This window comes from Mesorhizobium humile (assembly GCF_033977215.1).
Classification (GTDB): Bacteria; Pseudomonadota; Alphaproteobacteria; order Rhizobiales; family Rhizobiaceae; genus Mesorhizobium; species Mesorhizobium humile.
On record NZ_JAVIIV010000039.1, the window covers coordinates 1 to 21,300 of the forward strand.

22 protein-coding genes are annotated in these 21,300 nt (G+C 64.1%); 19 read left to right on the plus strand and 3 right to left on the minus strand.

The window, feature by feature from the left end; translation table 11 throughout:
• The first annotated feature begins 410 nt into the window (after nt 1–410).
• The 13 genes from mdh (at nt 411) to lpdA (ending at nt 13,053) form a co-directional block, all read left to right on the plus strand.
• On the plus strand, nt 411–1,379 hold the full coding sequence (gene mdh / locus RFM52_RS31540; protein WP_112100953.1) for a malate dehydrogenase: 969 nt from the start codon (nt 411–413) through the stop codon (nt 1,377–1,379).
• 40 nt (nt 1,380–1,419) lie between these two features.
• Nucleotides 1,420–2,613 (plus strand): ADP-forming succinate--CoA ligase subunit beta, encoded by a 1,194-nt coding sequence (gene sucC, locus RFM52_RS31545; RefSeq protein ID WP_320298106.1) that lies wholly within the window; start codon nt 1,420–1,422, stop codon nt 2,611–2,613.
• Nucleotides 2,614–2,617: 4 nt separating this feature from the next.
• Complete coding sequence (locus RFM52_RS31550) at nt 2,618–2,989, plus strand: cupin domain-containing protein (protein ID WP_320298105.1); 372 nt, start codon at nt 2,618–2,620, stop codon at nt 2,987–2,989.
• 56 nt (nt 2,990–3,045) lie between these two features.
• Nucleotides 3,046–3,276 carry a hypothetical protein gene (locus tag RFM52_RS31555; RefSeq protein WP_320298104.1) on the plus strand — a complete coding sequence of 77 codons (231 nt, stop codon included), beginning with the start codon at nt 3,046–3,048 and terminating at the stop codon, nt 3,274–3,276.
• Nucleotides 3,266–3,685 (plus strand): PIN domain-containing protein, encoded by a 420-nt coding sequence (locus RFM52_RS31560; RefSeq protein WP_292077779.1) that lies wholly within the window; start codon nt 3,266–3,268, stop codon nt 3,683–3,685. Before RFM52_RS31555 ends, RFM52_RS31560 begins: the two co-directional genes overlap by 11 nt.
• Before the next feature lie 3 nt (nt 3,686–3,688).
• Nucleotides 3,689–4,186 (plus strand): DUF1579 family protein, encoded by a 498-nt coding sequence (locus RFM52_RS31565; protein ID WP_320298103.1) that lies wholly within the window; start codon nt 3,689–3,691, stop codon nt 4,184–4,186.
• A 12-nt stretch (nt 4,187–4,198) separates the two neighbouring features.
• Complete coding sequence (gene sucD / locus RFM52_RS31570; RefSeq protein WP_320298102.1) at nt 4,199–5,101, plus strand: succinate--CoA ligase subunit alpha; 903 nt, start codon at nt 4,199–4,201, stop codon at nt 5,099–5,101.
• Nucleotides 5,102–5,245: 144 nt separating this feature from the next.
• Entirely contained in the window at nt 5,246–8,233 is a 2,988-nt protein-coding gene (locus RFM52_RS31575; protein ID WP_320298101.1) for a 2-oxoglutarate dehydrogenase E1 component, read from the plus strand.
• A 45-nt stretch (nt 8,234–8,278) separates the two neighbouring features.
• Nucleotides 8,279–9,553 carry a 2-oxoglutarate dehydrogenase complex dihydrolipoyllysine-residue succinyltransferase gene (gene odhB / locus RFM52_RS31580; protein WP_320298100.1) on the plus strand — a complete coding sequence of 425 codons (1,275 nt, stop codon included), beginning with the start codon at nt 8,279–8,281 and terminating at the stop codon, nt 9,551–9,553.
• A gap of 70 nt (nt 9,554–9,623) precedes the next feature.
• On the plus strand, nt 9,624–10,358 hold the full coding sequence (locus tag RFM52_RS31585) for a DUF4241 domain-containing protein (protein ID WP_320298254.1): 735 nt from the start codon (nt 9,624–9,626) through the stop codon (nt 10,356–10,358).
• The gene (locus tag RFM52_RS31590; protein ID WP_320298099.1) at nt 10,358–10,870 is read left to right on the plus strand and encodes a hypothetical protein; all 513 of its coding nucleotides are present in this window, start codon (nt 10,358–10,360) and stop codon (nt 10,868–10,870) included. Before RFM52_RS31585 ends, RFM52_RS31590 begins: the two co-directional genes overlap by 1 nt.
• Nucleotides 10,867–11,622, plus strand: a complete 756-nt coding sequence (locus tag RFM52_RS31595; protein ID WP_320298098.1) for an SDR family oxidoreductase — start codon at nt 10,867–10,869, stop codon at nt 11,620–11,622. Before RFM52_RS31590 ends, RFM52_RS31595 begins: the two co-directional genes overlap by 4 nt.
• A gap of 24 nt (nt 11,623–11,646) precedes the next feature.
• Nucleotides 11,647–13,053, plus strand: a complete 1,407-nt coding sequence (gene lpdA / locus RFM52_RS31600) for a dihydrolipoyl dehydrogenase (protein WP_320298097.1) — start codon at nt 11,647–11,649, stop codon at nt 13,051–13,053.
• Nucleotides 13,054–13,879: 826 nt separating this feature from the next.
• Here lpdA and RFM52_RS31605 read toward each other — a convergent pair.
• Nucleotides 13,880–14,944, minus strand: a complete 1,065-nt coding sequence (locus RFM52_RS31605; RefSeq protein WP_320298096.1) for a TraB/GumN family protein — start codon at nt 14,942–14,944, stop codon at nt 13,880–13,882.
• Between the two features lie 204 nt (nt 14,945–15,148).
• On the opposite strand from RFM52_RS31605, the gene RFM52_RS31610 reads away from it, so the two are divergent.
• On the plus strand, nt 15,149–15,826 hold the full coding sequence (locus RFM52_RS31610) for a hypothetical protein (protein WP_320298095.1): 678 nt from the start codon (nt 15,149–15,151) through the stop codon (nt 15,824–15,826).
• Nucleotides 15,827–16,101: 275 nt separating this feature from the next.
• Here the strand turns inward: RFM52_RS31610 and RFM52_RS31615 are convergent, their stop codons facing one another.
• Complete coding sequence (locus RFM52_RS31615; protein WP_320298094.1) at nt 16,102–17,040, minus strand: tyrosine recombinase XerC; 939 nt, start codon at nt 17,038–17,040, stop codon at nt 16,102–16,104.
• 98 nt (nt 17,041–17,138) lie between these two features.
• Between RFM52_RS31615 and rimM the strand changes: the two genes are divergently transcribed.
• Both rimM and trmD read left to right on the plus strand, forming a co-directional pair.
• The gene (gene rimM, locus RFM52_RS31620; protein ID WP_320298093.1) at nt 17,139–17,735 is read left to right on the plus strand and encodes a ribosome maturation factor RimM; all 597 of its coding nucleotides are present in this window, start codon (nt 17,139–17,141) and stop codon (nt 17,733–17,735) included.
• Entirely contained in the window at nt 17,732–18,433 is a 702-nt protein-coding gene (trmD, locus tag RFM52_RS31625) for a tRNA (guanosine(37)-N1)-methyltransferase TrmD (protein WP_320298092.1), read from the plus strand. Before rimM ends, trmD begins: the two co-directional genes overlap by 4 nt.
• On the opposite strand, the gene RFM52_RS31630 is transcribed toward trmD, so the two are convergent.
• Nucleotides 18,415–19,167, minus strand: coding sequence for a sulfite exporter TauE/SafE family protein (locus RFM52_RS31630; RefSeq protein ID WP_320298091.1), 753 nt, complete (start codon nt 19,165–19,167; stop codon nt 18,415–18,417). The genes trmD and RFM52_RS31630 overlap by 19 nt on opposite strands.
• Nucleotides 19,168–19,511: 344 nt before the next feature.
• Here RFM52_RS31630 and rplS point away from each other — a divergent pair, with 344 nt between their 5' ends.
• The 3 genes from rplS (at nt 19,512) to RFM52_RS31645 (ending at nt 21,138) form a co-directional block, all read left to right on the plus strand.
• Nucleotides 19,512–20,033, plus strand: coding sequence for a 50S ribosomal protein L19 (gene rplS, locus RFM52_RS31635; protein ID WP_140810401.1), 522 nt, complete (start codon nt 19,512–19,514; stop codon nt 20,031–20,033).
• Between the two features lie 167 nt (nt 20,034–20,200).
• Nucleotides 20,201–20,641: an organic hydroperoxide resistance protein gene (locus RFM52_RS31640; protein ID WP_320298090.1), complete on the plus strand. Its 441-nt coding sequence runs from the start codon at nt 20,201–20,203 to the stop codon at nt 20,639–20,641.
• A complete protein-coding gene (locus RFM52_RS31645; RefSeq protein ID WP_320298089.1) occupies nt 20,638–21,138 on the plus strand; it encodes a MarR family winged helix-turn-helix transcriptional regulator in 501 nt (166 codons plus the stop codon). Before RFM52_RS31640 ends, RFM52_RS31645 begins: the two co-directional genes overlap by 4 nt.
• The last annotated feature ends 162 nt before the right edge of the window (nt 21,139–21,300 follow it).

Genomic DNA, 21,300 nt, shown 5'->3' on the forward strand with positions numbered 1-21,300 from the left:
CCGTCACGGCATGGATTCTAGGGTCTGCGCGCGTCGCTTCGCTCCTTGCTCCGCCCTAGAATGACGAAGGAGAGGTTGGCGGGACAGCGCCACTCTGGCCTGCCGAGCATCTCCCCCCTTTCGGGTCCTCGGGGAGATTGGCCACTCGCATCACAAGGGCGTCATCGCCGGGATGAAGCCTTCTGATTTCGACGTTCATTGTGTAAATTCCCCTCAGTCGGCTTCCAAGTTTTGACGTTTACGTAACTCCCGATGCATCTAACCGATTGAAAATGTTGGACTCAAAATAATCGTTTGAATTTCACTTGCGCCGGAGTTATTCGGTGCGGCTAAATCTCGCGGTTTCTCGCATCCTTTCGGCCTCCCGGCCCCGTCACGACCTCGTCACAGACAAAGGAAAACATCCTCACATGGCACGCAACAAGATAGCGCTCATCGGCTCGGGCATGATCGGCGGCACGCTCGCCCATATGATCGGCCTCAAGGACCTCGGCGACGTGGTGCTGTTCGATATCGCCGAGGGCATTCCGCAGGGCAAGGGCCTCGACATCGCGCAGTCTTCTCCCGTCGACGGGTTCGACTCCAGGCTGACCGGCGTCAACGACTATGCCGGCATCGAGGGCGCGGATGTGTGCATCGTGACCGCGGGCGTGCCGCGCAAGCCCGGCATGAGCCGCGACGACCTTCTCGGCATCAACCTCAAGGTGATGGAACAGGTCGGCGCCGGCCTGAAGAAGTATGCGCCCAAGGCTTTCGTCATCTGCATCACCAACCCGCTCGACGCGATGGTCTGGGCGCTGCAGAAGTTCTCCGGCCTGCCGACCAGCCATGTCGTCGGCATGGCCGGCGTGCTCGACTCCTCGCGTTTCCGCTACTTCCTGGCCGAGGAGTTCAAGGTTTCGGTCGAGGACGTCACCGCTTTCGTGCTCGGCGGCCACGGCGATTCCATGGTGCCGATGATCCGCTATTCGACGGTGGCCGGCATTCCGCTGCCCGACCTCGTCAAGATGGGTTGGACCTCGAAGGAAAAGCTCGACCAGATTGTGCAGCGCACCCGCGACGGCGGCGCCGAGATCGTCGGTCTGCTGAAGACCGGTTCGGCCTATTACGCCCCCGCAGCGTCGGCGATTTCGATGGCCGAAGCCTATCTCAAGGACAAGAAGCGCGTGCTGCCCTGCGCCGCGCATCTGTCGGGCCAATACGGCGTCAAGGGCACCTATGTCGGTGTCCCAGTGGTGATCGGCGCCGGCGGCGTCGAGCGCGTCATCGAGATCGACCTGTCCAAGGCCGAGCAGAAGATGTTCGATTCCTCGGTCGCGGCCGTCCAGGGCCTGACCGAGGCCTGCACCAAGATCGCCCCGCACCTCGCCGGCAAATAATCTGGCCGGCAAGTAATCGACCTCCTCGGAGACCAAGCGCATGAACATCCATGAGTATCAGGCCAAGGCGCTGCTGAAGACATTCGGCGCGCCGGTCGCAAGCGGCGTTCCGGTGTTCAAGGCAAGCGAGGCGGAAGCGGCCGCCAAGGCGTTGCCCGGCCCGCTCTATGTCGTGAAGAGCCAGATCCATGCCGGCGGCCGCGGCAAGGGCAAGTTCAAGGAGCTCGGCCCCGACGCCAAGGGCGGCGTGCGGCTGGCGAAGTCGGCGGCCGAAGTGGTCGCCAACACCAACGAGATGCTCGGCCACACGCTGGTCACCAAGCAGACGGGCCCCGCCGGCAAGCAGGTCAACCGCCTCTATATCGAAGACGGCGCCGACATCGCCCGCGAGCTCTATCTGTCGATCCTGGTCGATCGCTCGGTCGGCCGCATCGCCTTCGTCGTCTCGACCGAGGGCGGCATGGACATCGAGACGGTTGCGCATGACACGCCGGAAAAGATCGTCACCGTCGCCATCGACCCGGAAAAGGGCGTGAGTGCCGACGACGTTAAGAAGCTCAATGCCGCGTTGAAGCTCGACGGCGATGCCGCCAAGGACGGGGGCACGCTATTCCCGATCCTCTACAAGGCCTTTGTCGAGAAGGACATGAGCCTGCTCGAGGTCAATCCGCTGATCGTCATGAAGGACGGCCATCTGCGCGTGCTCGACGCGAAGGTGTCGTTCGACAACAACGCGCTGTTTCGCCACCCGGACGTGATGGAGCTGCGCGACACCACCGAAGAGGACGAGAAGGAGATCGAGGCGTCGAAATACGACCTCGCCTATGTCGCGCTCGACGGTAATATCGGCTGCATGGTCAACGGCGCCGGCCTTGCCATGGCGACGATGGACATCATCAAGCTCTACGGTGCTGAGCCGGCTAACTTCCTCGACGTCGGCGGTGGCGCCTCCAAGGAAAAGGTCACGGCGGCGTTCAAGATCATCACCAAGGATCCAGCGGTCGAGGGCATCCTGATCAACATCTTCGGCGGCATCATGAAGTGCGATGTCATCGCCGAGGGCGTGATCGCCGCGGTCAAGGAAGTGGGTCTGAAGGTGCCGCTGGTCGTGCGTCTGGAAGGCACCAATGCCGAGCTCGGCAAGAAAATCATCAACGACAGCGGCCTCAATGTCGTCTCGGCCGACGACCTCGACGACGCGGCCAAGAAGATCGTCAAGGCGGTGAAGGGCTGAGCGTATGCCTCCGCGCAAGATAAACCTGGTCGAGGCGGCGGATCGGACGATCACCAAGGTGTTCGATCCGCACATCGCCGGCGACGTCAATGACAGCCAGGCCAAGGTCGCAAAATTTGGCGAGGCCTTCGACTGGCATGCGCACGACAATGAGGACGAGGCTTTCCTGGTGCTGCGCGGCAGGATCGCCATCGACTTCCGCGACGGGCCGGTCGAGCTCGGCGAGGGCGATTTCATCGTCGTGCCACGTGGCGTTGAGCACCGGCCGCGCTCGCTGACGCCGGAGCCCGTGGTGTTGATGTTCGAGCCGGCGACGACCTTGAACACCGGCAACGCCAAGAGTGACCTCACCGTTACCGATTTGAAGCGGCTGTAACTTGCGATGACCACACAGTCACACATATACTGTGTGGAATTGCAGGAGAAAGTGACATGAAGAATATCACCCTGGCGGTCGAGGAAGTCATCCTGGAGCAGGTCAAGCTGACGGCCGCCGAACAGCGGACGACGGTCAACGGTATGGTGCGGGAGTTTTTTGCCGAGGTGGCGGCGAAACGCCAGGCGAAGGACGAGGCGCGGCAGGCGCTGCTGAGGCTTGCGCGCGAGGCGGCGGGAGATATGGGCAGCAAGACCTGGGACCGGGAAGCTCTCTATGATCGCTGAGTGCTTCCTCGACACAAACGTCTTGGTTTATGCGGCCATCGGGCACAAATCCGAGCGCGCCAAGTATGAACGCGCCGTGGAGTTGATTGCCAAGGAAGACTACTCGACCTCCGCGCAGGTGCTGCAGGAGTTTTATGTGAACGTGACCAAACGAGCCGACGTCGTGCTGGCGCCGGCCAAAGCGGCCGAATGGGTTGCCGCTATCTCCATGAAGCCTTGCCAGGATTTGGACAGCGCGGTGGTCATGCGCGGCATCGAGAACGCGCAGCGGTATCGGATTTCCTATTGGGACGGCGCAATCATCGCCGCTGCCGAGCGCCTTGGCGTCAAGAAACTGTACACCGAAGATCTCAGCCATGGGCAGACCTACGGTTCCGTGGTCGCCATCAACCCTTTCCGCACGCACTGAGCCATGAACGCGTCGCCCTTCTCTTCTCTCTCGGACGGTCACCAGCGCCTGCAGGCGCTGGTCGGCGCGTGGCGCGGCGAGGAAGAGGTCGCGGCGACGCAATGGACCGACGCCGGCGCGGCGACATCGGAAGTGCAGGCCGAGGCGCAGTTCGGCGGCCTGTTCGTGGTGCAGCGCTATCGCCAGCGCCGCGACGGCACGGTCTCGTTCGGCGCGCACAATGTGTTCGGCTTCGACCAGCAGAACAGCCTCGTCACCATGCATCAGTTCGACTCGATGGGGTTCGTGCCGATGTCGCCGGCCACCGGCACATGGAATGGCAACGAACTGGTGATGGAACGGTCGTCGCCGCGCGGCGCGGCTCGCGTGACCTACAATTTTGACCGCACTGATACTTATCGCATGAAACTTCAGTTCAAGCCCGCCGGCAGCGATGCCTGGCAAGACATGGTGAGCGGCGTCTACCGGCGCGTCTCGCCTTCCACGATCAACGGTTTTTAGAAAAGGGCCGCGATGTCCATTCTCGTCGACAAGAATACCAAGGTGCTGGTTCAGGGTCTGACCGGCAAGACCGGCACGTTCCATACCGAGCAGGCGCTGGCCTATCACGGCACCAAGATGGTGGGCGGCATCCATCCCAAGAAGGGCGGTGAGACCTGGACCGGCGCCAAGGGCGAGAGCCTGCCGATCTTCGCCACCGTGGCCGAGGGCAAGGCGAGGACCGGCGCCAACGCCTCCGTCATCTATGTGCCGCCGGCGGGCGCGGGCGAAGCCATCATCGAGGCGATCGAGGCCGAGATCCCGCTGATCGTTTGCATCACCGAAGGCATCCCGGTGATGGACATGGTCAAGGTCAAGGCGCGGCTCGATCGCTCGACCTCGCGGCTGATCGGCCCGAACTGCCCGGGCGTGCTGACGCCCGACGAATGCAAGATCGGCATCATGCCCGGCAACATCTTCCGCAAGGGCTCGGTCGGCGTTGTTTCCCGCTCGGGAACACTTACCTATGAGGCAGTCTTCCAGACCAGCAATGTCGGCCTCGGCCAGACCACGGCCGTGGGTATCGGCGGCGACCCGGTCAAGGGCACCGAGTTCATCGATGTGCTGGAGATGTTCCTCGCCGACGACGAGACCAAGTCGATCATCATGATCGGCGAGATCGGCGGCTCGGCCGAGGAAGACGCCGCGCAGTTCCTCAAGGACGAAGCCAAGCGCGGCCGCAAGAAACCCATGGCGGGCTTCATCGCCGGGCGCACGGCGCCGGCCGGCCGCACCATGGGCCATGCGGGCGCGGTGATCTCGGGCGGTAAAGGCGGCGCGGAAGACAAGATCGCGGCTATGGAATCGGCCGGCATCAAGGTTTCGCCGTCGCCGGCTCGGCTCGGCACGACGCTGGTCGAGGCGATCAAGGGTTAAGGCAGTAGTGAGTAGGCAGTAGTCAGTAGTGAAAAAGGGACGAACGGGCGAGTAGCAGCTGAGCGGGAATTTCATCTTTCTACTCACTACTGCCTACTCACTATTCCCTAAAAAGGAGACGGAGCCAGGCTCCGCTGAAACGACATGGCAAGGCAAGATCAGGCCAACGACCAATTCTCGCTCACCTCATTCCTCTATGGCGGCAATGCCGACTACATCGACGCGCTCTACGCGGCCTATGAGGACAATCCGGGCTCGGTCGATCCGGAGTGGCAGGATTTCTTCGCCGCGCTGAAGGACGACGCGGGCGATGTCCGCAAGAACGCCAAGGGCGCCTCCTGGGCGAAGCCTTCCTGGCCGCTCACGGCCAATGGCGAGCTTGTCTCGGCGCTCGACGGCAATTGGGGCCTGGTCGAAAAGGCGATCGAAAAGAAGGTCAAGGAAAAGGCGGTCGTCAACGGTGCCGTGCTTTCCGACGCCGACGTGCACCAGGCGACGCGCGATTCCGTGCGCGCCATCATGATGATCCGCGCCTACCGCATGCGCGGCCATCTGCACGCCAATCTCGATCCGCTCGGCATCGCCAAGCCGCTCGAGGACTATAACGAACTGTCGCCGGAGAATTACGGCTTCGCCGAAGCCGATTACGACCGGCCGATCTTCCTCGACAATGTGCTGGGGCTCGAATTCGGCACGATCCGGCAGATGCTGGACATCCTGACCCGCACCTATTGCTCGACGCTCGGCGTCGAGTTCATGCACATCTCCGACCCGGAAGAGAAGGCCTGGATCCAGGCGCGCATCGAAGGCGCCGACAAGGAGATCACCTTCACCGCCACCGGCAAGAAGGCGATCCTGTCGAAGCTGGTCGAGGCCGAGGGCTTCGAGCAGTATATCGACGTCAAGTACAAGGGCACCAAGCGTTTCGGCCTCGACGGCAGCGAGTCGCTGATCCCCGCGCTGGAGCAGATCGTCAAGCGCGGCGGCCAGCTCGGCCTGAAGGAAATCGTGCTCGGCATGGCGCATCGCGGCCGCCTCAACGTGCTCTCCCAGGTGATGGCCAAGCCGCACCGCGCCATCTTCCACGAATTCAAGGGCGGTTCGGCCGCTCCCGACGAAGTCGAAGGCTCGGGCGACGTGAAGTATCACCTCGGCGCCTCGTCGGACCGCGAGTTCGACGGCAACAAGGTGCATCTGTCGCTGACGGCCAATCCCTCGCATCTGGAAATCGTCGACCCTGTCGTGATGGGCAAGGCGCGCGCCAAGCAGGACCAGCTCGCCGGCCGCGAGCGCGGCGAGGTCGTGCCGCTGTCGGAACGCGCCAAGGTGATGCCGCTGCTTTTGCATGGCGACGCCGCCTTTGCCGGCCAGGGCGTGATCGCCGAGATTCTCGGCCTGTCGGGCCTGCGCGGCCATCGCGTCGCCGGCACGCTGCATTTCATCATCAACAACCAGATCGGCTTCACCACCAATCCGCGCTTCTCGCGCTCGTCGCCCTATCCGTCGGATGTGGCCAAGATGATCGAGGCGCCGATCTTCCACGTCAACGGCGACGACCCGGAAGCGGTGGTGCATGCCGCCAAGGTCGCGACCGAGTTCCGCATGAAGTTCCACAAGCCGGTGGTGGTGGACATGTTCTGCTACCGCCGCTTCGGCCACAATGAGGGCGACGAACCGGCCTTCACCCAGCCGATCATGTACCGCAACATCCGCACCCATAAGACCGTGGTGCAGGTCTATGCCGATCGGCTGATCGCCGAGGGCCACGTCACCCAGGCCGAGGTCGACAAGATGCGGGCCGACTGGCGCGCGCATCTGGAAGCCGAATGGGAAGTTGGCCAGGCTTACAAGCCGAACAAGGCCGACTGGCTGGATGGCGCGTGGTCGGGCCTGCGCACCGCCGACAATCAGGACGAACAGCGGCGCGGCAAGACCGCCGTGCCGGTGCGCACGCTGAAGGAGATCGGCAAGAAGCTGACCGAGGTGCCGAAGGATTTCGAGGCGCACAAGACCATCCTGCGCTTCCTCGAAAACCGCCGCCAGGCGATCGAGTCGGGCGAAGGCATCGACTGGTCGACGGCCGAGGCGCTGGCCTTCGGCGCCATCCTGCTCGACGGCAATCCGATCCGGCTTTCCGGTCAGGATTCGGAACGCGGCACCTTCTCGCAACGCCATTCGGTGCTTTACGACCAGCGCGACGAGAACCGCTACATCCCGCTCAACAATCTGTCGGCGGCGCAGGCGGGTTACGAAGTCATCAACTCCATGCTGTCGGAAGAGGCCGTGCTCGGCTTCGAATATGGCTACAGCCTGGCCGAGCCCAAGGCGCTGACGCTCTGGGAGGCGCAGTTCGGCGACTTCGCCAATGGCGCCCAGGTCGTGTTCGACCAGTTCATCTCCTCCGGCGAGCGCAAGTGGCTGCGCATGTCCGGCCTCGTCTGCCTCCTGCCGCATGGCTATGAAGGCCAGGGGCCGGAGCATTCGTCGGCGCGCCTCGAGCGCTTCCTGCAGCTCTGCGCGGAAGACAACATGCAGGTCGCCAACGTCACCACGCCGGCCAACTACTTCCATATCCTGCGCCGGCAACTGAAGCGCGATTTCCGCAAGCCGCTGATCCTGATGACGCCGAAGTCGCTGCTGCGCCACAAGCGGGCGGTGTCGACGCTGCCTGAGATGTCGGGCGAAAGCTCGTTCCACCGCCTGTTGTGGGACGATGCGCAGCTGCTCGCCAACCAGTCGATCAAGCTGGTGAAGGACTCCAAGATCCGCCGCGTCGTGCTGTGCTCGGGCAAGGTTTACTACGATCTCTACGAGGAGCGCGAGAAGCGCGGCATCAACGACATTTACCTTTTGCGCGTCGAACAGCTCTATCCGTTCCCGGCCAAGGCGCTGATCACCGAACTGTCGCGTTTCCGCAATGCCGAGATGGTGTGGTGCCAGGAGGAGCCCAAGAACATGGGCGCCTGGTCGTTCATCGATCCCTATCTCGAATGGGTGCTGGCGCATATCGACGCCAAGCATCAGCGGGTGCGCTACACCGGGCGGCCGGCCTCGGCCTCGCCGGCGACAGGGTTGATGTCGAAGCATCTCAGCCAGCTGGCAGCGTTGCTCGACGACGCGCTTGGTGAATAAACAGACCTGACGAAACAGACCTCAAGAAGACAACGGACAGGCACAATGGCTACCGAAATCCGCGTCCCCACTCTCGGCGAATCCGTCACCGAGGCGACCGTCGGCAAGTGGTTCAAGAAGGTCGGCGACGCGATCGCCGCCGACGAGCCGCTGGTCGAACTCGAAACCGACAAGGTGACGGTGGAAGTGCCCGCCGCGGGCGCAGGAACGCTGGCCGAGATCACCGTCAAGGAAGGCGAGACGGTCAATGTCGGGGCGCTGCTCGGCTCGATTTCGGTGGGCGGCGGAGCCCCGGCGACCAAGCCGCAGGCGGTGGCGCAAGCCTCCAGCCCGGATGCTGCATCCACTGGCAAGCAGGCCGCGGCCGAAACCGCCAGAATCGCTGGCGATGCCGGTCAGATCGAGCCACGCACCATGCCGCCGGCGCCTGCCGCCGCCAAGCTGATCGCGGAGGCTAATCTCGCGGTCGACCAGCTCTCCGGTTCGGGCAAGCGCGGCCAGGTGTTGAAGGGCGATGTGCTCGACGCCATCGCCAGGGGCGCGCCCTCGCAGCCGGCCGAGACGCCGAAGGCTGCTCCGGCGCCGGTCGTGGCGCGGGCGCCGTCCTCGACCGAGGATGCGCCGCGCGAGGAACGCGTGCGCATGACCAAGCTGCGCCAGACCATCGCGCGCCGCCTGAAGGAAGCGCAGTCGACCGCCGCCATGCTCACCACCTTCAACGAGGTCGACATGAGCGCGGTGATGGCGCTCAGGTCCAAATACAAGGACGTGTTCGAAAAGAAGCATGGCGTGAAGCTCGGCTTCATGGGCTTCTTCACCAAGGCGGTGACGCATGCGCTGAAGGAGATCCCGGCGGTCAATGCCGAGATCGACGGCACCGACATCATCTACAAGAACTTCGCCCATGTCGGCGTCGCCGTCGGCACGGAGAAGGGCCTGGTGGTGCCGGTGGTGCGCGATGCCGACCAGATGTCCATCGCCGAGATCGAGAAGGAGATCGGCCGGCTCGGCCTCGCCGCCCGCGACGGCAAGCTGTCGGTCGCCGACATGCAGGGCGGCACCTTCACCATCTCCAATGGTGGCGTCTATGGCTCGCTGATGTCGACGCCGATCCTCAATGCGCCGCAGTCCGGCATCCTCGGCATGCACAAGATCCAGGACCGGCCGGTGGTGGTCGGCGGCCAGATCGTCATCCGCCCGATGATGTATCTGGCGCTCAGCTACGACCACCGCATCGTCGACGGCAAGGAAGCGGTGACCTTCCTGGTGCGCGTCAAGGAAAGCCTGGAGGACCCCGAGCGGCTGGTTCTCGATCTGTGATCGGATCGGTCGTGCCGTGAGCGGCTGGCTGGAGGATTTAGGGTTCGGGCTGGGTCGGGCGGCGCGCGGCTTGCGGCGGCGGATTTTCGGGCGAAGCATCGTGGTGCTTGGCCTCTCCGCCGCCTTGCCATCTCCAGCAGTGGCCACCGACTGGGATGCGGCGACGGCCAGCAGCAATTTCGGCGTCTTCGCGCTCAGCGACGTGCAATTGGCGGAGCGCAAGATCGCCGTCACGCTGATCGGCGAGCTCGAACTGCCAACCGGCGAGATCATCGCCTGCGACCCCCTGATCACGACCGACGACTGGCCGGCGCTGGCCCGCAAGGTGAAACCCGGGCGCTATCCGGTCACGTTGTTCGAGGCGCAGGGCCGCGTCGCCGCCGCTTTCCTGCGCTTCCGTTCCGGGGTGCCGGTGCGCTGGGAGCTCGCCGTCCTGCCCGGACAGGACGTCTCGACGCTGAACGGCGACGAGATCTTCGGCTATCCCGTCGATGCCGGCCTCGGCGCGTTCATGGACAAGGCGGCGATGGCCCTGATGACGGCCGCGCAGGACAAGCTCAAGCCCGATCAGAACTATTATGACGATGTGCTGGCGGCCGAGTTCGCGCCCAACCAGGACCGGTTCGTCATGCACCATCCGGACGTCGCCAATCCGGTCAACGTCGCGATGTTCTGGAGCGGCTGGGGCGATGGCTTCTACCCATCCTTCTGGGGGCTGGACGCGGTGGGCGAGCCAGTGGTCCTGATGACCGATTTCGGCGTGCTCGAAAATGCCGATGGCCGCGAAAACAACCAGGCAAAGTGATGACGAATGCCGCCTCGCCCATGATCGGATTGATGGCCGGATCGCTGGCTCTCACGGCCGCGACTTCCGGCGCGCGGGCTGCCTGTCCGATCCAGCTCGCCGTCTATGGCGAGGCCCAGAGCGGCGCCGAGATCGACTTCACGCCGGCCGGCACCTCGGCGACCATCACCAATTCCTTCCGCATGATCCTCGACAACAATGTCGTGCTCGACGGCATCGCCATGTGGACCGAGGGCAGCGCCGCGCGGCCGCATGGCTCGCTGATGTACAAATGCCCGACCGGCGACGTCACCGGCGAGGAGCTTGCCGCCTGCACCGTCTGGGAGAGCGTCATCTACAGCGCCGACGAGAAGGGCAGCGTCGGCCTGCTGCCGGCCGAAGGCGCCGACGCGCCGAAAAGCCTGATCTTTCCCGATCTCGGGCCGTCGCTCGAAATGTCGGCGGCCTATGGCCCCGCCGGCTTCTCCAAGGTGCCATGGGACATCTTCGTGCTGAAAGGCTGCCAGGAATGAGCGCGCACATGAAGACGCTGCTGGTCACCGGCGGCAGCCGCGGCATCGGCGCCGCCATCTGTCGGCAGGCGAACCAGGCCGGCTACCGCGTGGCCATCAACTACGCCTCCAACCAGGCGGCGGCAGACGGGCTGGTCGCCGAGCTGAAAGCCGCTGGCGGCGATGCCTTCGCGGTCAAGGGCGATGTCGGCAACGAGGCCGATGTCCTCGCGATGTTCGAGATGGTCGACAAAACCTTCGGCGGGCTCGACGCCTTCGTCAACAATGCCGGCATCGTCGACGTCAAGGCGCGGGTCGACGAGATGAGCGTGGCGCGGCTGGAGCGCATGATGCGCATCAACGTCGTCGGCTCCTTCCTTTGCGCGCGCGAGGCGGTGAAGCGCATGTCGACCCGTGACGGCGGCAAGGGCGGCGCCATCGTCAACCTGTCCTCGGCGGCAGCAAGGCTCGGCTCGCCCGGCGAATATGTCGACTACGCCGCCTCCAAGGGCGCGATCGACACCATGACCATCGGGCTCGCGCGGGAGGTGGCTCTCGAAGGTATCCGCGTCAACGGGGTCAGCCCCGGCATCACCGACACCGAAATCCACGCCTCGGGCGGGCAGCCCGACCGCGTGGCGCGGATGCAGGATTTGCTGCCGATGAAACGCGCAGGCACGCCGGATGAAGTCGCCAGCGCGGTTCTCTATCTTCTGTCGGACGCGGCCTCCTATATAACGGGCTCGATCCTGAATGTGAGCGGCGGCCGCTGAGGCCAGATAAAAGGACAAGACCATATGGCTTATGACGTCGTAATCATCGGATCGGGACCGGGCGGCTATGTCTGCGCCATCAAGGCGGCACAGCTCGGGCTGAAGACGGCGGTGGTCGAGAAGAACGCCACCTTCGGCGGCACCTGCCTCAACATCGGCTGCATTCCCTCGAAGGCGCTGCTCCACGCTTCCGAGATGTTCGCCGAGGCCGGCCACGCCTTCGATACGCTCGGCGTCGAGATACCGGCGCCAAAACTCAATCTGAAGAAGATGATGGCGCATAAGGACACGACGGTCGCCTCCAACGTCAACGGCGTCGCCTTCCTGTTCAAGAAGAACAAGATCGATTCCTTTCGCGGCACCGGCAAGGTGGTCGGGGCCGGCAGGGTCTCGGTGACCGGCGAGGACGGCAAGGTCGAGGAGATCGAGACGAAGAACATCGTCATTGCCACCGGCTCCGATGTCGCGGGCATTCCGGGCGTCAAGGTCGATTTCGACGAGAAGGTGATCGTCTCCTCCACAGGCGCGCTGTCGCTGGCCAAGGTGCCCGCCACCCTCGTGGTGGTCGGCGGCGGCGTCATCGGGCTGGAGCTCGGCTCGGTCTGGGCCAGGCTCGGCGCCAAGGTCACGGTCGTCGAGTTTCTCGACACTATCCTCGGCGGCATGGACGGCGAGGTGTCGAAGCAGTTCCAGCGGCTTCTGTCCAAGCAGGGTTTCGAGTTCAAGCTCGGCGCCAAGGTCACCGGCGTCGCCAAGGCCAAGAAGGGCGCCACCGTCACCTTCGAACCGGTCAAGGGCGGTGCTGCCGAAACCATCGAGGCGGATGTCGTGCTGGTCGCCACCGGACGGCGTCCCTATGCCGACAGCCTCGGCCTGAAGGAAGCGGGCGTGGAGGTCGACGAGCGCGGCCGCGTCAGGACCGACGGGCATCTGAGGACCAACGTGCCCGGCATCTATGCCATTGGCGACGTCGTCGCCGGGCCGATGCTGGCGCACAAGGCCGAGGACGAGGGTGTCGCGGTCGCCGAGACGATCGCAGGTCAGGCCGGCCATGTGAACTACGACGTCATCCCGAGCGTCGTCTACACCAGCCCGGAGATCGCCTCGGTCGGCAAGACCGAGGAGGAGCTGAAGAAGGCGGGCATCGACTACAAGGCCGGAAAATTCCCATTCAGCGCCAACGGCCGCGCGCGCGCCATGCTGCATACCGACGGTTTCGTGAAGATCCTGGCCGACAAGGCGAGCGACCGCGTGCTCGGTGTCCACATCGTCGGCTTCGGCGCCGGCGAGATGATCCACGAGGCGGCGGTGCTGATGGAATTCGGCGGCTCGTCGGAAGACCTGGCGCGGACCTGCCACGCCCATCCGACGATGTCGGAAGCGGTGAAGGAAGCGGCGCTGGCGACATTCTTCAAGTCTATTCATATTTAAGGACGCGCCACGCGCCGACATCGAAAGCCCATCGCTTCGTCATCCTAAAGCATGTCTCCCGGAAGTGGTCCCGGTTTCGGGACAAAGACATGCTTAAGATCAAAGACTTAAAGCAGGTTGCGTGAATCCTTTTTCACGCGACCTGCTTTAGGGCGAAGCAAGGAGCGAAGCGACGCGCGCAGACCCTAGGATCCATGCCGTGACGCTAAGGCGTTGCAGCGGTTACAGAATTCTGCACCGCTGCGCTCCATGGCAACGGTCACGGCATGGATACTCGGGTCAAGCCCGAGTATGACGAAGGCATGATAGCCCTCAACAAAACGGCCCGCCAAAAGGCGGGCCGTTCGTCGTCAAGCTGTAGCCCGATCACTGCGCCGGGGCAGGTGCCGGAGCAGGGGCCGGCGCGGGTGCAGGAGCCGGGGCCGGGGCCGGGGCCGGGGCCGGCGCGGGAGCCGGGGCAGGCGCCGGCTCAGGGGCTGGGGCAGGCGTTGCAGGCGCAGGGGCCGGCGTGCTGGCGGCCGGCGGCTCAGCCGGGGCCGGGGCGTGCTCGCCGCCGCTTCTGCCAAAGACATAATACGCAACAATAGCCAGGATAATGACAACAAGGGCGATCAGCCACCCGCTGCCGCCACCACCGCCACTCGAGGTGGGAGGCGTGCTCGAAGGGGTGAAGGGGTCGTTAGGGTTCGCCATGAAACGTGTCCTCCTTGGATGAAAGTCATCAAAATAACAGCCATCAACGCGCTGATCCCGCATCGGGTTTCACGCGAACGGACGGAAAGCGCTGAAAAACCGGCGTTTTCAGGTCCGCCAGCCGCCAGACGACTCAGTTGACGGCGGTAACACTATACCCTGCCTTGCGAAAATCCTCGACCAGTCCTTCCGGACCGGGCAGATGCATGGCGCCGACTGCCATGAAAACGTTGCCCTTGGCCAATATCGGCCCGGCATGCGCCGCCATCACCTTGTTGCGGCTGGTGATCATGGTCTGTTCGAAGGCGGCATAGCCGGCCTTGTCGTCCGCCGTCTCCGGCAAAACGGCGCGGAAGAGCGGCCAGAACATGCCGACCTCGCCACGCTGGTAGAGCACGATCATGGTCTCGTTGACGTCGTTCACCTTGTCGCCGAGCTTCATCGTCTCGACCAGGCTCTTCATATGGAATTCGAGCGGCAGCGAGGCCATGGCGCGTAACTGATCGACGGCGGTCTCGAGCCCTTCGACGTCCTTTCCCGAGGCCTTGGCGTCCGAAGCGAGCTTGACGTCCAGCACGGGTTCGCCGGCGCTCTGGCGCGCCACCTCGCAGGCCGGCAACGCCATCATCGCCGACAGGATCCACGGCTTCATCTTGGCAACCGTCGCCGGCGGAATGCCACGCGCGTCGAGCCCCTTGTTTAGCGCCGCCGCATCGTCCGGCGACAGCAGCGACGACAGCGTGGTGTTGTCGGTGAACATCATCAGGCCGGGTTCGCTGGCCATGGCGGCCATCATCTTGGCCTTGTCGAGCGCATCGGTGGTCTCGATGACGATCGTGCCGGCGCCGTCATAGGCTTTCTGCGCGGCGGCCGGCAGCGTGGTGACGCGCGTATCGGTCATGTGCATGGTGCCAAACAGATAGGACGGCTTTTCGCCCGGTTTCTCCAGCTTCCACAGCAGTCCCTTGCCGTTGGGGACGGCCGCGGCCTCGGTCTCGACCTTCTTGAAGGCGGCGGGGTCGCTCTTTTCCAGCGCGGTCAAAAGATCGGCGCCGGCGCAGCTGGGGGCTTGCGCATGCGCCCGGCCGGCAAGCAGCAGAACGACAAGGAAAGACAGGAAGAACAGCAGGTTGAGCGCCGCGAGGAGCTTCAACGAGACAAGGGCCGCGCGGTCGGCGATGGCGATGACGCGTTTCATGAGAAGCGTCTTAGCGCCGAAAAGCGGCAAAACGGTTAACCGGCGCAGGAAATCATCGACGGCGACCGCTTTTATTTTGTTCTCAAATCTCTCTGAGAGAAATGAAAACAATTTGGTTCGCAATGCGATTGACGGAGAAATTTCCGTAATGTATCTGTCTAAACACGTTCCAGATCAGCACGATTTGAGAAACAGAGGTCAACAATGACAAACGTCAACGCAACGCCTGCAAAGCGAGCCACCCGAAAGGGTTTGTTCGCATTTGGCATTGAGACCCTTGAAAGGGAAGGATGGAAGGTTTCGCGCATTCCGCGCGGCGGCAAGGCCAGCCTGAGGCTGATCACGAAGGGCGAAAACAAGCACAAGGTTTCCATCCGCACGTCCCAGGATGCCTGGATCGCCTTCCCTCGGAAGAGAGCGGAGGCGGGATGGGTCACGTTGGATGATGTCGATTACGTCGTCGCGGTGTCAGTGAATGATAAGCACAACCCGACCGAAGCCCGCGTTCATATGATCCCCGCCGATGACGCCCGGAAACGCTACAACCGGGCATACGACGCCCGCAAAGCAGCCGGCCATACGTTGCCGATTGGGCGGGGGATTTGGCTCTCTCTTTATGACAAAGAGGCCGCTGATCCCGTCAGTTACGTCGGAGCTGGTATGGGAGTGGATTACCCCCCACTTGCCATGATCAACTTCTCTAAGGAGGGCCTCCCACAGGGCAGTGAGGAGGTGGACGAAGACATGGCTGAGGAAGATGCGGAACTGTCGCTCGACCAGACTGCAGAAACCTTGCCGCTGACAATCCCTGAAGCAAAGCGCCGCTTGGCGGAAGCGCTCGGCGTCCCGGAGACGTCGATTAAGATCACCATCGAACACTAAACTGGAACGTAGGTTCGATGGATGACGAGCCGCTGACGTACGTCGTCAGCGGCTCGAACGTTTAAGAGTGCTCGCTTCGCTGTCTGCTGGCGGCAAAGGTCTCACACTCGATTTGACGGCAATTAAGTCGATGGCAAAACGCCCGTATTGGCGGCAATGTTCCCGACGTCGGCAATGGACCTTAGCTCCTGCTTCACCTTAGGATGATGAAATCGGAGGGCTTCGTCCAATCCGAATGCGCATACAGTGAGACGGCGTGGCGCGCCCGCTAGGGTTCACGCCCTTGGATGCGCCTTCTCATAGATATCGAGCAGCCTTGCCGTGTCGACGCCGGTGTAGATCTGCGTGGTCGACAGGCTGGCGTGGCCGAGCAGTTCCTGGATAGTGCGCAGGTCGCCGCCACGGCCGAGCAGATGGGTGGCGAAGGAATGCCGCAAGGCATGCGGCGTCGCGGTGTCGGGCAGGTTCAGCGCCGAGCGGAGCTTCGCCATCTCGCGCTGGACGATGGCCGGGTTGAGCGGGCCGCCACGCGCGCCGCGGAACAGCAGTTCCTTGGCATCGATGTGGAAGGGACAGAGCCGGCGGTATTCGATGACCGCCTTGCGGGCCACCGGCAGCACCGGCACCAGCCGCGTCTTGCCGCCCTTGCCGGTGACGCGCAGCACGGTGTCGGCCTCCGAGGCGAGGTCGCCGCCGGTCAATCCAAGCGCTTCCGAAATGCGCAGGCCGGAACCGTAAAGCAGCGTCAGCACCGCGGCGTTGCGCGCAGCGATCCAGGGTTCGTCGGCGAGCTGGCCTTCCACCGCCACGACCTGTCTGGCGTCGCTTGCCGTCAGCGGCTTGGGCAGCGATTTCGGCTGGCGCGGCGCGCGCAGCGCTGCAGCACCGGCGGCATTGACCATGCCGCGCCGTTCGAGAAAGCGCAGCAGCGAGCGGATGCCGGCAAGGCCGCGCCCCAGCGTGCGGGCGCCGGCGCCGTCATTGCGGCGCTTGGCGAGGAAGCCGCGCAGGTCGGCCGGGCGCAGGTCGGCGATGTCCGAAATACCCGGTGAGCCGCCGCAATGTCCGGTCAGGAAATGCAGGAACTGGCGGGTGTCGCGCTCATAGGCCTCGACCGTTTCCGGCGACAGCCGGCGCTCATGCGCCAGCGTCTTCAGCCAGGTCTCGCGCGCCGCCTGAAGGTCGGGTTTTGCCGGGATGAGGAATTCCTGCATGTCGGCAGTTTCGGACAAGCGGGTTAGGAAGCGGTGAAGAGGCGATCATTGAAATGACGGCTTGACGGGGTTAGAGCAGAGCAAAGGAAGCGCCGCCGATGTCGAAGCTCGAAAATCCCGTACAGATGGCCGTGATCGGTGCCGCGCACGGCATCAAGGGCGAATTGCGGGTGAAGACCTTCACCGGCGATCCGCTGGCGCTGGCCGATTACGGACCGCTCTTTGCCAAGGATGGCCGTGCCTTCCTGATCCTGGACATCAGGTCGGCTGGCACCGTCGTGGTCGTGCGCTTCAAGGGCGTCGCTGACCGCAACGCCGCCGAGGCGTTGGCCGGCACCGAGCTTTTCGTCGACCGCTCGGTGCTGCCCGACGATGGCGAGGAAGACGAATTCTATCACGCCGACCTCATCGGCCTCGACGTCCGGGACGACACGGGCGTCATCGGCAAGGTCGTCGCCGTGCATAATTTCGGCGGCGGCGATATCCTCGACGTCACCCTTGCCGGCCGCAAGGGCGTGCTGATCCCGTTCACGCAGGCCGCGGTGCCGCATGTCTCGATCGCCGACGGTTTCGTCCAGGTCGATCCGCCGGCGGCGGGACTGGTCGATGACGAGGAAAGCGAGGCGCCGAGCCGTTCCGGCTTCGACCCGAAGGGCAGGCCGCGCGGACCGAAGGACGCCGGGGGCAACCGTTGAGCTTTGCCGCCTCGGTGCTGACGCTCTATCCGGAGATGTTCCCGGGCGCGCTCGGCCTATCGCTGGCCGGCCGCGCGCTGGAGGCCGGGACATGGTCGCTTGAGGCGATCCAGATCCGCAATTTCGCCACCGACAAGCATCGCACCGTCGACGACACGCCGGCCGGCGGCGGCGCCGGCATGGTGATGCGCGCCGACGTGCTGGCAAGAGCGATCGACCACGCCTCGCCGCCGGGCGATGAACGTCCGAGGCTGCTGATGAGCCCCCGCGGCAAACCGCTGACGCAGGCGCGCGTGCGCGAGCTGGCCGCCGGGCCGGGCGCCGTCATCCTGTGCGGCCGTTTCGAAGGCGTCGACCAGCGGCTGATCGAGGCGCGGGGGCTGGAGGAGGTCTCGATCGGCGATTTCATCCTGTCGGGCGGGGAGCCCGCGGCGCTGGTGTTGCTCGACGCCGTTGTGCGGCTGTTGCCCGGCGTCATGGGCAATGCTGTCTCGGGCGAGGAAGAGAGTTTCGAGAACGGCCTGCTCGAGCATCCGCATTACACGCGGCCGCAGGAATTCGAGGGCAGGCCGATCCCGGACGTGCTCATCTCCGGCAACCACAAGAAGATTGCCGACTGGCGGCGCGCCGAGGCCGAGAAGCTGACGCGGGAACGGCGGCCGGATCTTTTGGCGGCGGATCAGCCCTTGGTGAAGTAGTAAAAGGCGAGGAACAGGCCGACGGCGACGACGAAGCCGCGCACGACGCCCTGCGGCACGCGCTTGGCGATCCAGACGCCGGCATAGCCGCCGAGCGCGCCGCCCGGGATCATGACGATCGCTTGCGGCCAGGCGACGACGCCGCCGGAAACGAAGACGAGGATGGCGATGGCAGCGATGACCACAGCCAGCATGTTCTTCAGCGCATTGAGCTTGTGATAGTCGCCGGCCTGGGTCAGGCCGAGCGTGGCCAGCATCATCACGCCCATGCCGGCGCCGAAGAAACCGCCATAGACCGACGTCAGGAATTGCGCCAGCGAGCCGGCAAGCGTGCCGACCGAGGCCTGGTGCTCCGGTCCGGCTGTCGGTTTAAGCCACGGCCCGGCGGCGAACAGCGCGGTCGCGGCGATCAGCAGCCAGGGGACGAGCGCTCGAAAGGATGGATTGGAGAGCGCGAGCAGGATGAGCGAGCCGGCCAGCGCGCCGAAGGCGGAAATCATGCAAAGCAGCAGCGCCTGGCGCCAGAAATGTTTTATGTCGTCGCGATAGGCGAGCGTCGAGGTGATGTAGCCGGGAAACTGCGTCACCGAGGAGGTGGCGTTGGCGACGATCGGCGGTACGCCGACCAGCGTCATGGCGCCGAAGGTGACGAAGGTGCCCCCGCCGGCGACGGCATTGACCGCGCCGGAGACAAAACCCGACAGAAAGAGCAAGACGGCATCGAAAAAAGTCATTTTCCCCGCTTAGAAAGCTTGCGGGGCCCGCGCAACCCGGCACGGCCGCAATAAACGTGGGCCATGGACGCAAAATATGCCTCAAAGTCCTTGTTTTGATGCATGTCGTCGTCCCAGAACCGCGCACACTTCCGGGCGACATGCATTAGGGGCGTGACAAAGCGGCAAAATGGCTGTATGTCGCCGCCCGAACCGGAAGAACGATCTTTCGGACCCGTCAACAAGTGCGGTGTAGTCGTCCCTGCCCGATGTTTCGACAAAGGGCATAGCCGAGTGGTCATTGGAACTGCAAGGCGAGCGCAGGACGCTCTGACTGTCGGAAGAACAAGAAGTGGATATTTGAGATGGATCTCATCCGTCAGCTCGAGGCCGAACAGGCCGCCAAGATCGAAGCCAAGCGCAAGCTGCCCGAATTCCAGCCGGGCGACACCGTGCGCGTCCAGGTGCGCGTCACCGAAGGCACCCGCACCCGCGTCCAGGCCTATGAGGGCGTCGTCATCGCCCGCGCCGGCTCCGGCTTCCAGGAGAATTTCACCGTGCGCAAGATTTCCTACGGCGAAGGCGTCGAGCGCGTTTTCCCGGTCTACTCGCCGATGGTCGAGGGCGTCGAGATCGTGCGCCGCGGCAAGGTGCGCCGCGCCAAGCTCTATTACCTGCGCGACCGTCGCGGCAAGTCGGCCCGCATTTCGGAAAACACCGGCGTGCGCGCCCGCAAGCTGAACGACGAAGAGCGTGATGCTTTGGCCGCCGAGCGCGCCCGCATCGAGGCCGAGAAGGTCGCCGCCGCCCAGGCGCTGGCCGCCGAGACGGCCGCCAAGGAAGCCGCTGAGAAGAAGGCCGCCGCCGAGGCTGCTTCGGCCGAATAAGGTTTTTTCGAAACAAATTTTGGAAAGGCGGCTTCGGCCGCCTTTTTCATTTCTGCCACCGCCTTCATCTCACCAAGCCGTGATCGCTTGCGGCAAGAAAACCGCTTCGTCGTCGTTGACAGCTAATTATCTTGTACACTAAATGATCGTGTACAAATCAAATGGAGATGAAAATGTCGGCACTTTACAGCACCCAGGCTCACGTCAGCGGCGGCCGCAACGGTCATGGCGAGACCAGCGACGGCCTGCTCAAGGTCGATCTGGCGATGCCGAAGGAACTCGGCGGCAAGGGTGGCGCCACCAATCCCGAGCAGCTTTTCGCGGTCGGCTACGCGGCCTGCTTCGAAAGCGCGGTGCGTTTCGTCGCCCGCCAGCAGAAGCTGCCGCTGCAGGACGCTTCGGTCACGTCCACGGTGGGCCTCTATCCGAACGACCAGGGCGGCTTCCGTCTTGGCGTTTCGCTGGCGGCCGAGATCAAGGGGCTTGATCAGGCGGGCGCAGAGGCGCTTGTATCGGAAGCGCACAAGATTTGCCCCTATTCCAACGCCATCCGGGGCAATATCGATGTGGCGCTCTCGACGGTGGCGCGTCCGGCAAAGGCAGCATGACGACTGAAACCGAAATTCGGCCCAGCGACGTCCCGGCGGATAGCGCCGGGGCGTTTCCCGTGCCGCGTCTCGACCAGCAGCTCTGCTTCGCGCTTTATTCGGCAAGCGGGCTGATGACGAAGCTCTATCGACCGTTGCTCGATCCGCTCGGCCTCACCTATCCGCAATATCTGGCGATGCTGGCGCTGTGGCAGCGTTCGCCGAGCACGGTCGGCGAGCTTGGCGAAGCGCTGGGTCTCGATTCGGCGACGCTGACGCCCTTGATCAAGCGCATGGAAGCGGGCGGCCTGGTGACGCGCCGGCGCGACAGCGCCGACGAACGCCGGGTGCTGGTCGAGCCGACAGCCAAGGGCGAGGCGCTGCGGGCGAAGATGAAGGACGTGCAGGAAGGGCTCAGCTGCGGCATGCCGCTGGAGCGGGCCGAGCTCAAAGCCCTGCACGGCACGCTGACACGGCTGGTCGCCGGACTGCGCGAGTCCACGGCGGATCAGGACTGATCACGGCAACGGTCATCCTCGAAACCATCCTTGAAGAGCATCGGATTGCGTATTGGCGCGCCAGGTCGCGGCAGACCGGCTTGCAAGGCGCTTGCGGCAAGCTAAAGTCGGTGCCAGGATTTTTCCTGGCCGCGAAAATTGCTGCGCGGTCGCACATTCGGG

Coding starts and splice junctions, on each gene's coding strand:
- mdh (WP_112100953.1), top strand. CDS start 411: ATGGCACGCAACAAGATAGCGCTCATCGGCTCGGGCATGATCGGCGGC.
- sucC (WP_320298106.1), top strand. CDS start 1,420: ATGAACATCCATGAGTATCAGGCCAAGGCGCTGCTGAAGACATTCGGC.
- RFM52_RS31550 (WP_320298105.1), top strand. CDS start 2,618: ATGCCTCCGCGCAAGATAAACCTGGTCGAGGCGGCGGATCGGACGATC.
- RFM52_RS31555 (WP_320298104.1), top strand. CDS start 3,046: ATGAAGAATATCACCCTGGCGGTCGAGGAAGTCATCCTGGAGCAGGTC.
- RFM52_RS31560 (WP_292077779.1), top strand. CDS start 3,266: ATGATCGCTGAGTGCTTCCTCGACACAAACGTCTTGGTTTATGCGGCC.
- RFM52_RS31565 (WP_320298103.1), top strand. CDS start 3,689: ATGAACGCGTCGCCCTTCTCTTCTCTCTCGGACGGTCACCAGCGCCTG.
- sucD (WP_320298102.1), top strand. CDS start 4,199: ATGTCCATTCTCGTCGACAAGAATACCAAGGTGCTGGTTCAGGGTCTG.
- RFM52_RS31575 (WP_320298101.1), top strand. CDS start 5,246: ATGGCAAGGCAAGATCAGGCCAACGACCAATTCTCGCTCACCTCATTC.
- odhB (WP_320298100.1), top strand. CDS start 8,279: ATGGCTACCGAAATCCGCGTCCCCACTCTCGGCGAATCCGTCACCGAG.
- RFM52_RS31590 (WP_320298099.1), top strand. CDS start 10,358: ATGACGAATGCCGCCTCGCCCATGATCGGATTGATGGCCGGATCGCTG.
- RFM52_RS31595 (WP_320298098.1), top strand. CDS start 10,867: ATGAGCGCGCACATGAAGACGCTGCTGGTCACCGGCGGCAGCCGCGGC.
- lpdA (WP_320298097.1), top strand. CDS start 11,647: ATGGCTTATGACGTCGTAATCATCGGATCGGGACCGGGCGGCTATGTC.
- RFM52_RS31605 (WP_320298096.1), bottom strand. CDS start 14,944: ATGAAACGCGTCATCGCCATCGCCGACCGCGCGGCCCTTGTCTCGTTG.
- RFM52_RS31610 (WP_320298095.1), top strand. CDS start 15,149: ATGACAAACGTCAACGCAACGCCTGCAAAGCGAGCCACCCGAAAGGGT.
- RFM52_RS31615 (WP_320298094.1), bottom strand. CDS start 17,040: ATGCAGGAATTCCTCATCCCGGCAAAACCCGACCTTCAGGCGGCGCGC.
- rimM (WP_320298093.1), top strand. CDS start 17,139: ATGTCGAAGCTCGAAAATCCCGTACAGATGGCCGTGATCGGTGCCGCG.
- RFM52_RS31630 (WP_320298091.1), bottom strand. CDS start 19,167: ATGACTTTTTTCGATGCCGTCTTGCTCTTTCTGTCGGGTTTTGTCTCC.
- rplS (WP_140810401.1), top strand. CDS start 19,512: ATGGATCTCATCCGTCAGCTCGAGGCCGAACAGGCCGCCAAGATCGAA.
- RFM52_RS31640 (WP_320298090.1), top strand. CDS start 20,201: ATGAAAATGTCGGCACTTTACAGCACCCAGGCTCACGTCAGCGGCGGC.
- RFM52_RS31645 (WP_320298089.1), top strand. CDS start 20,638: ATGACGACTGAAACCGAAATTCGGCCCAGCGACGTCCCGGCGGATAGC.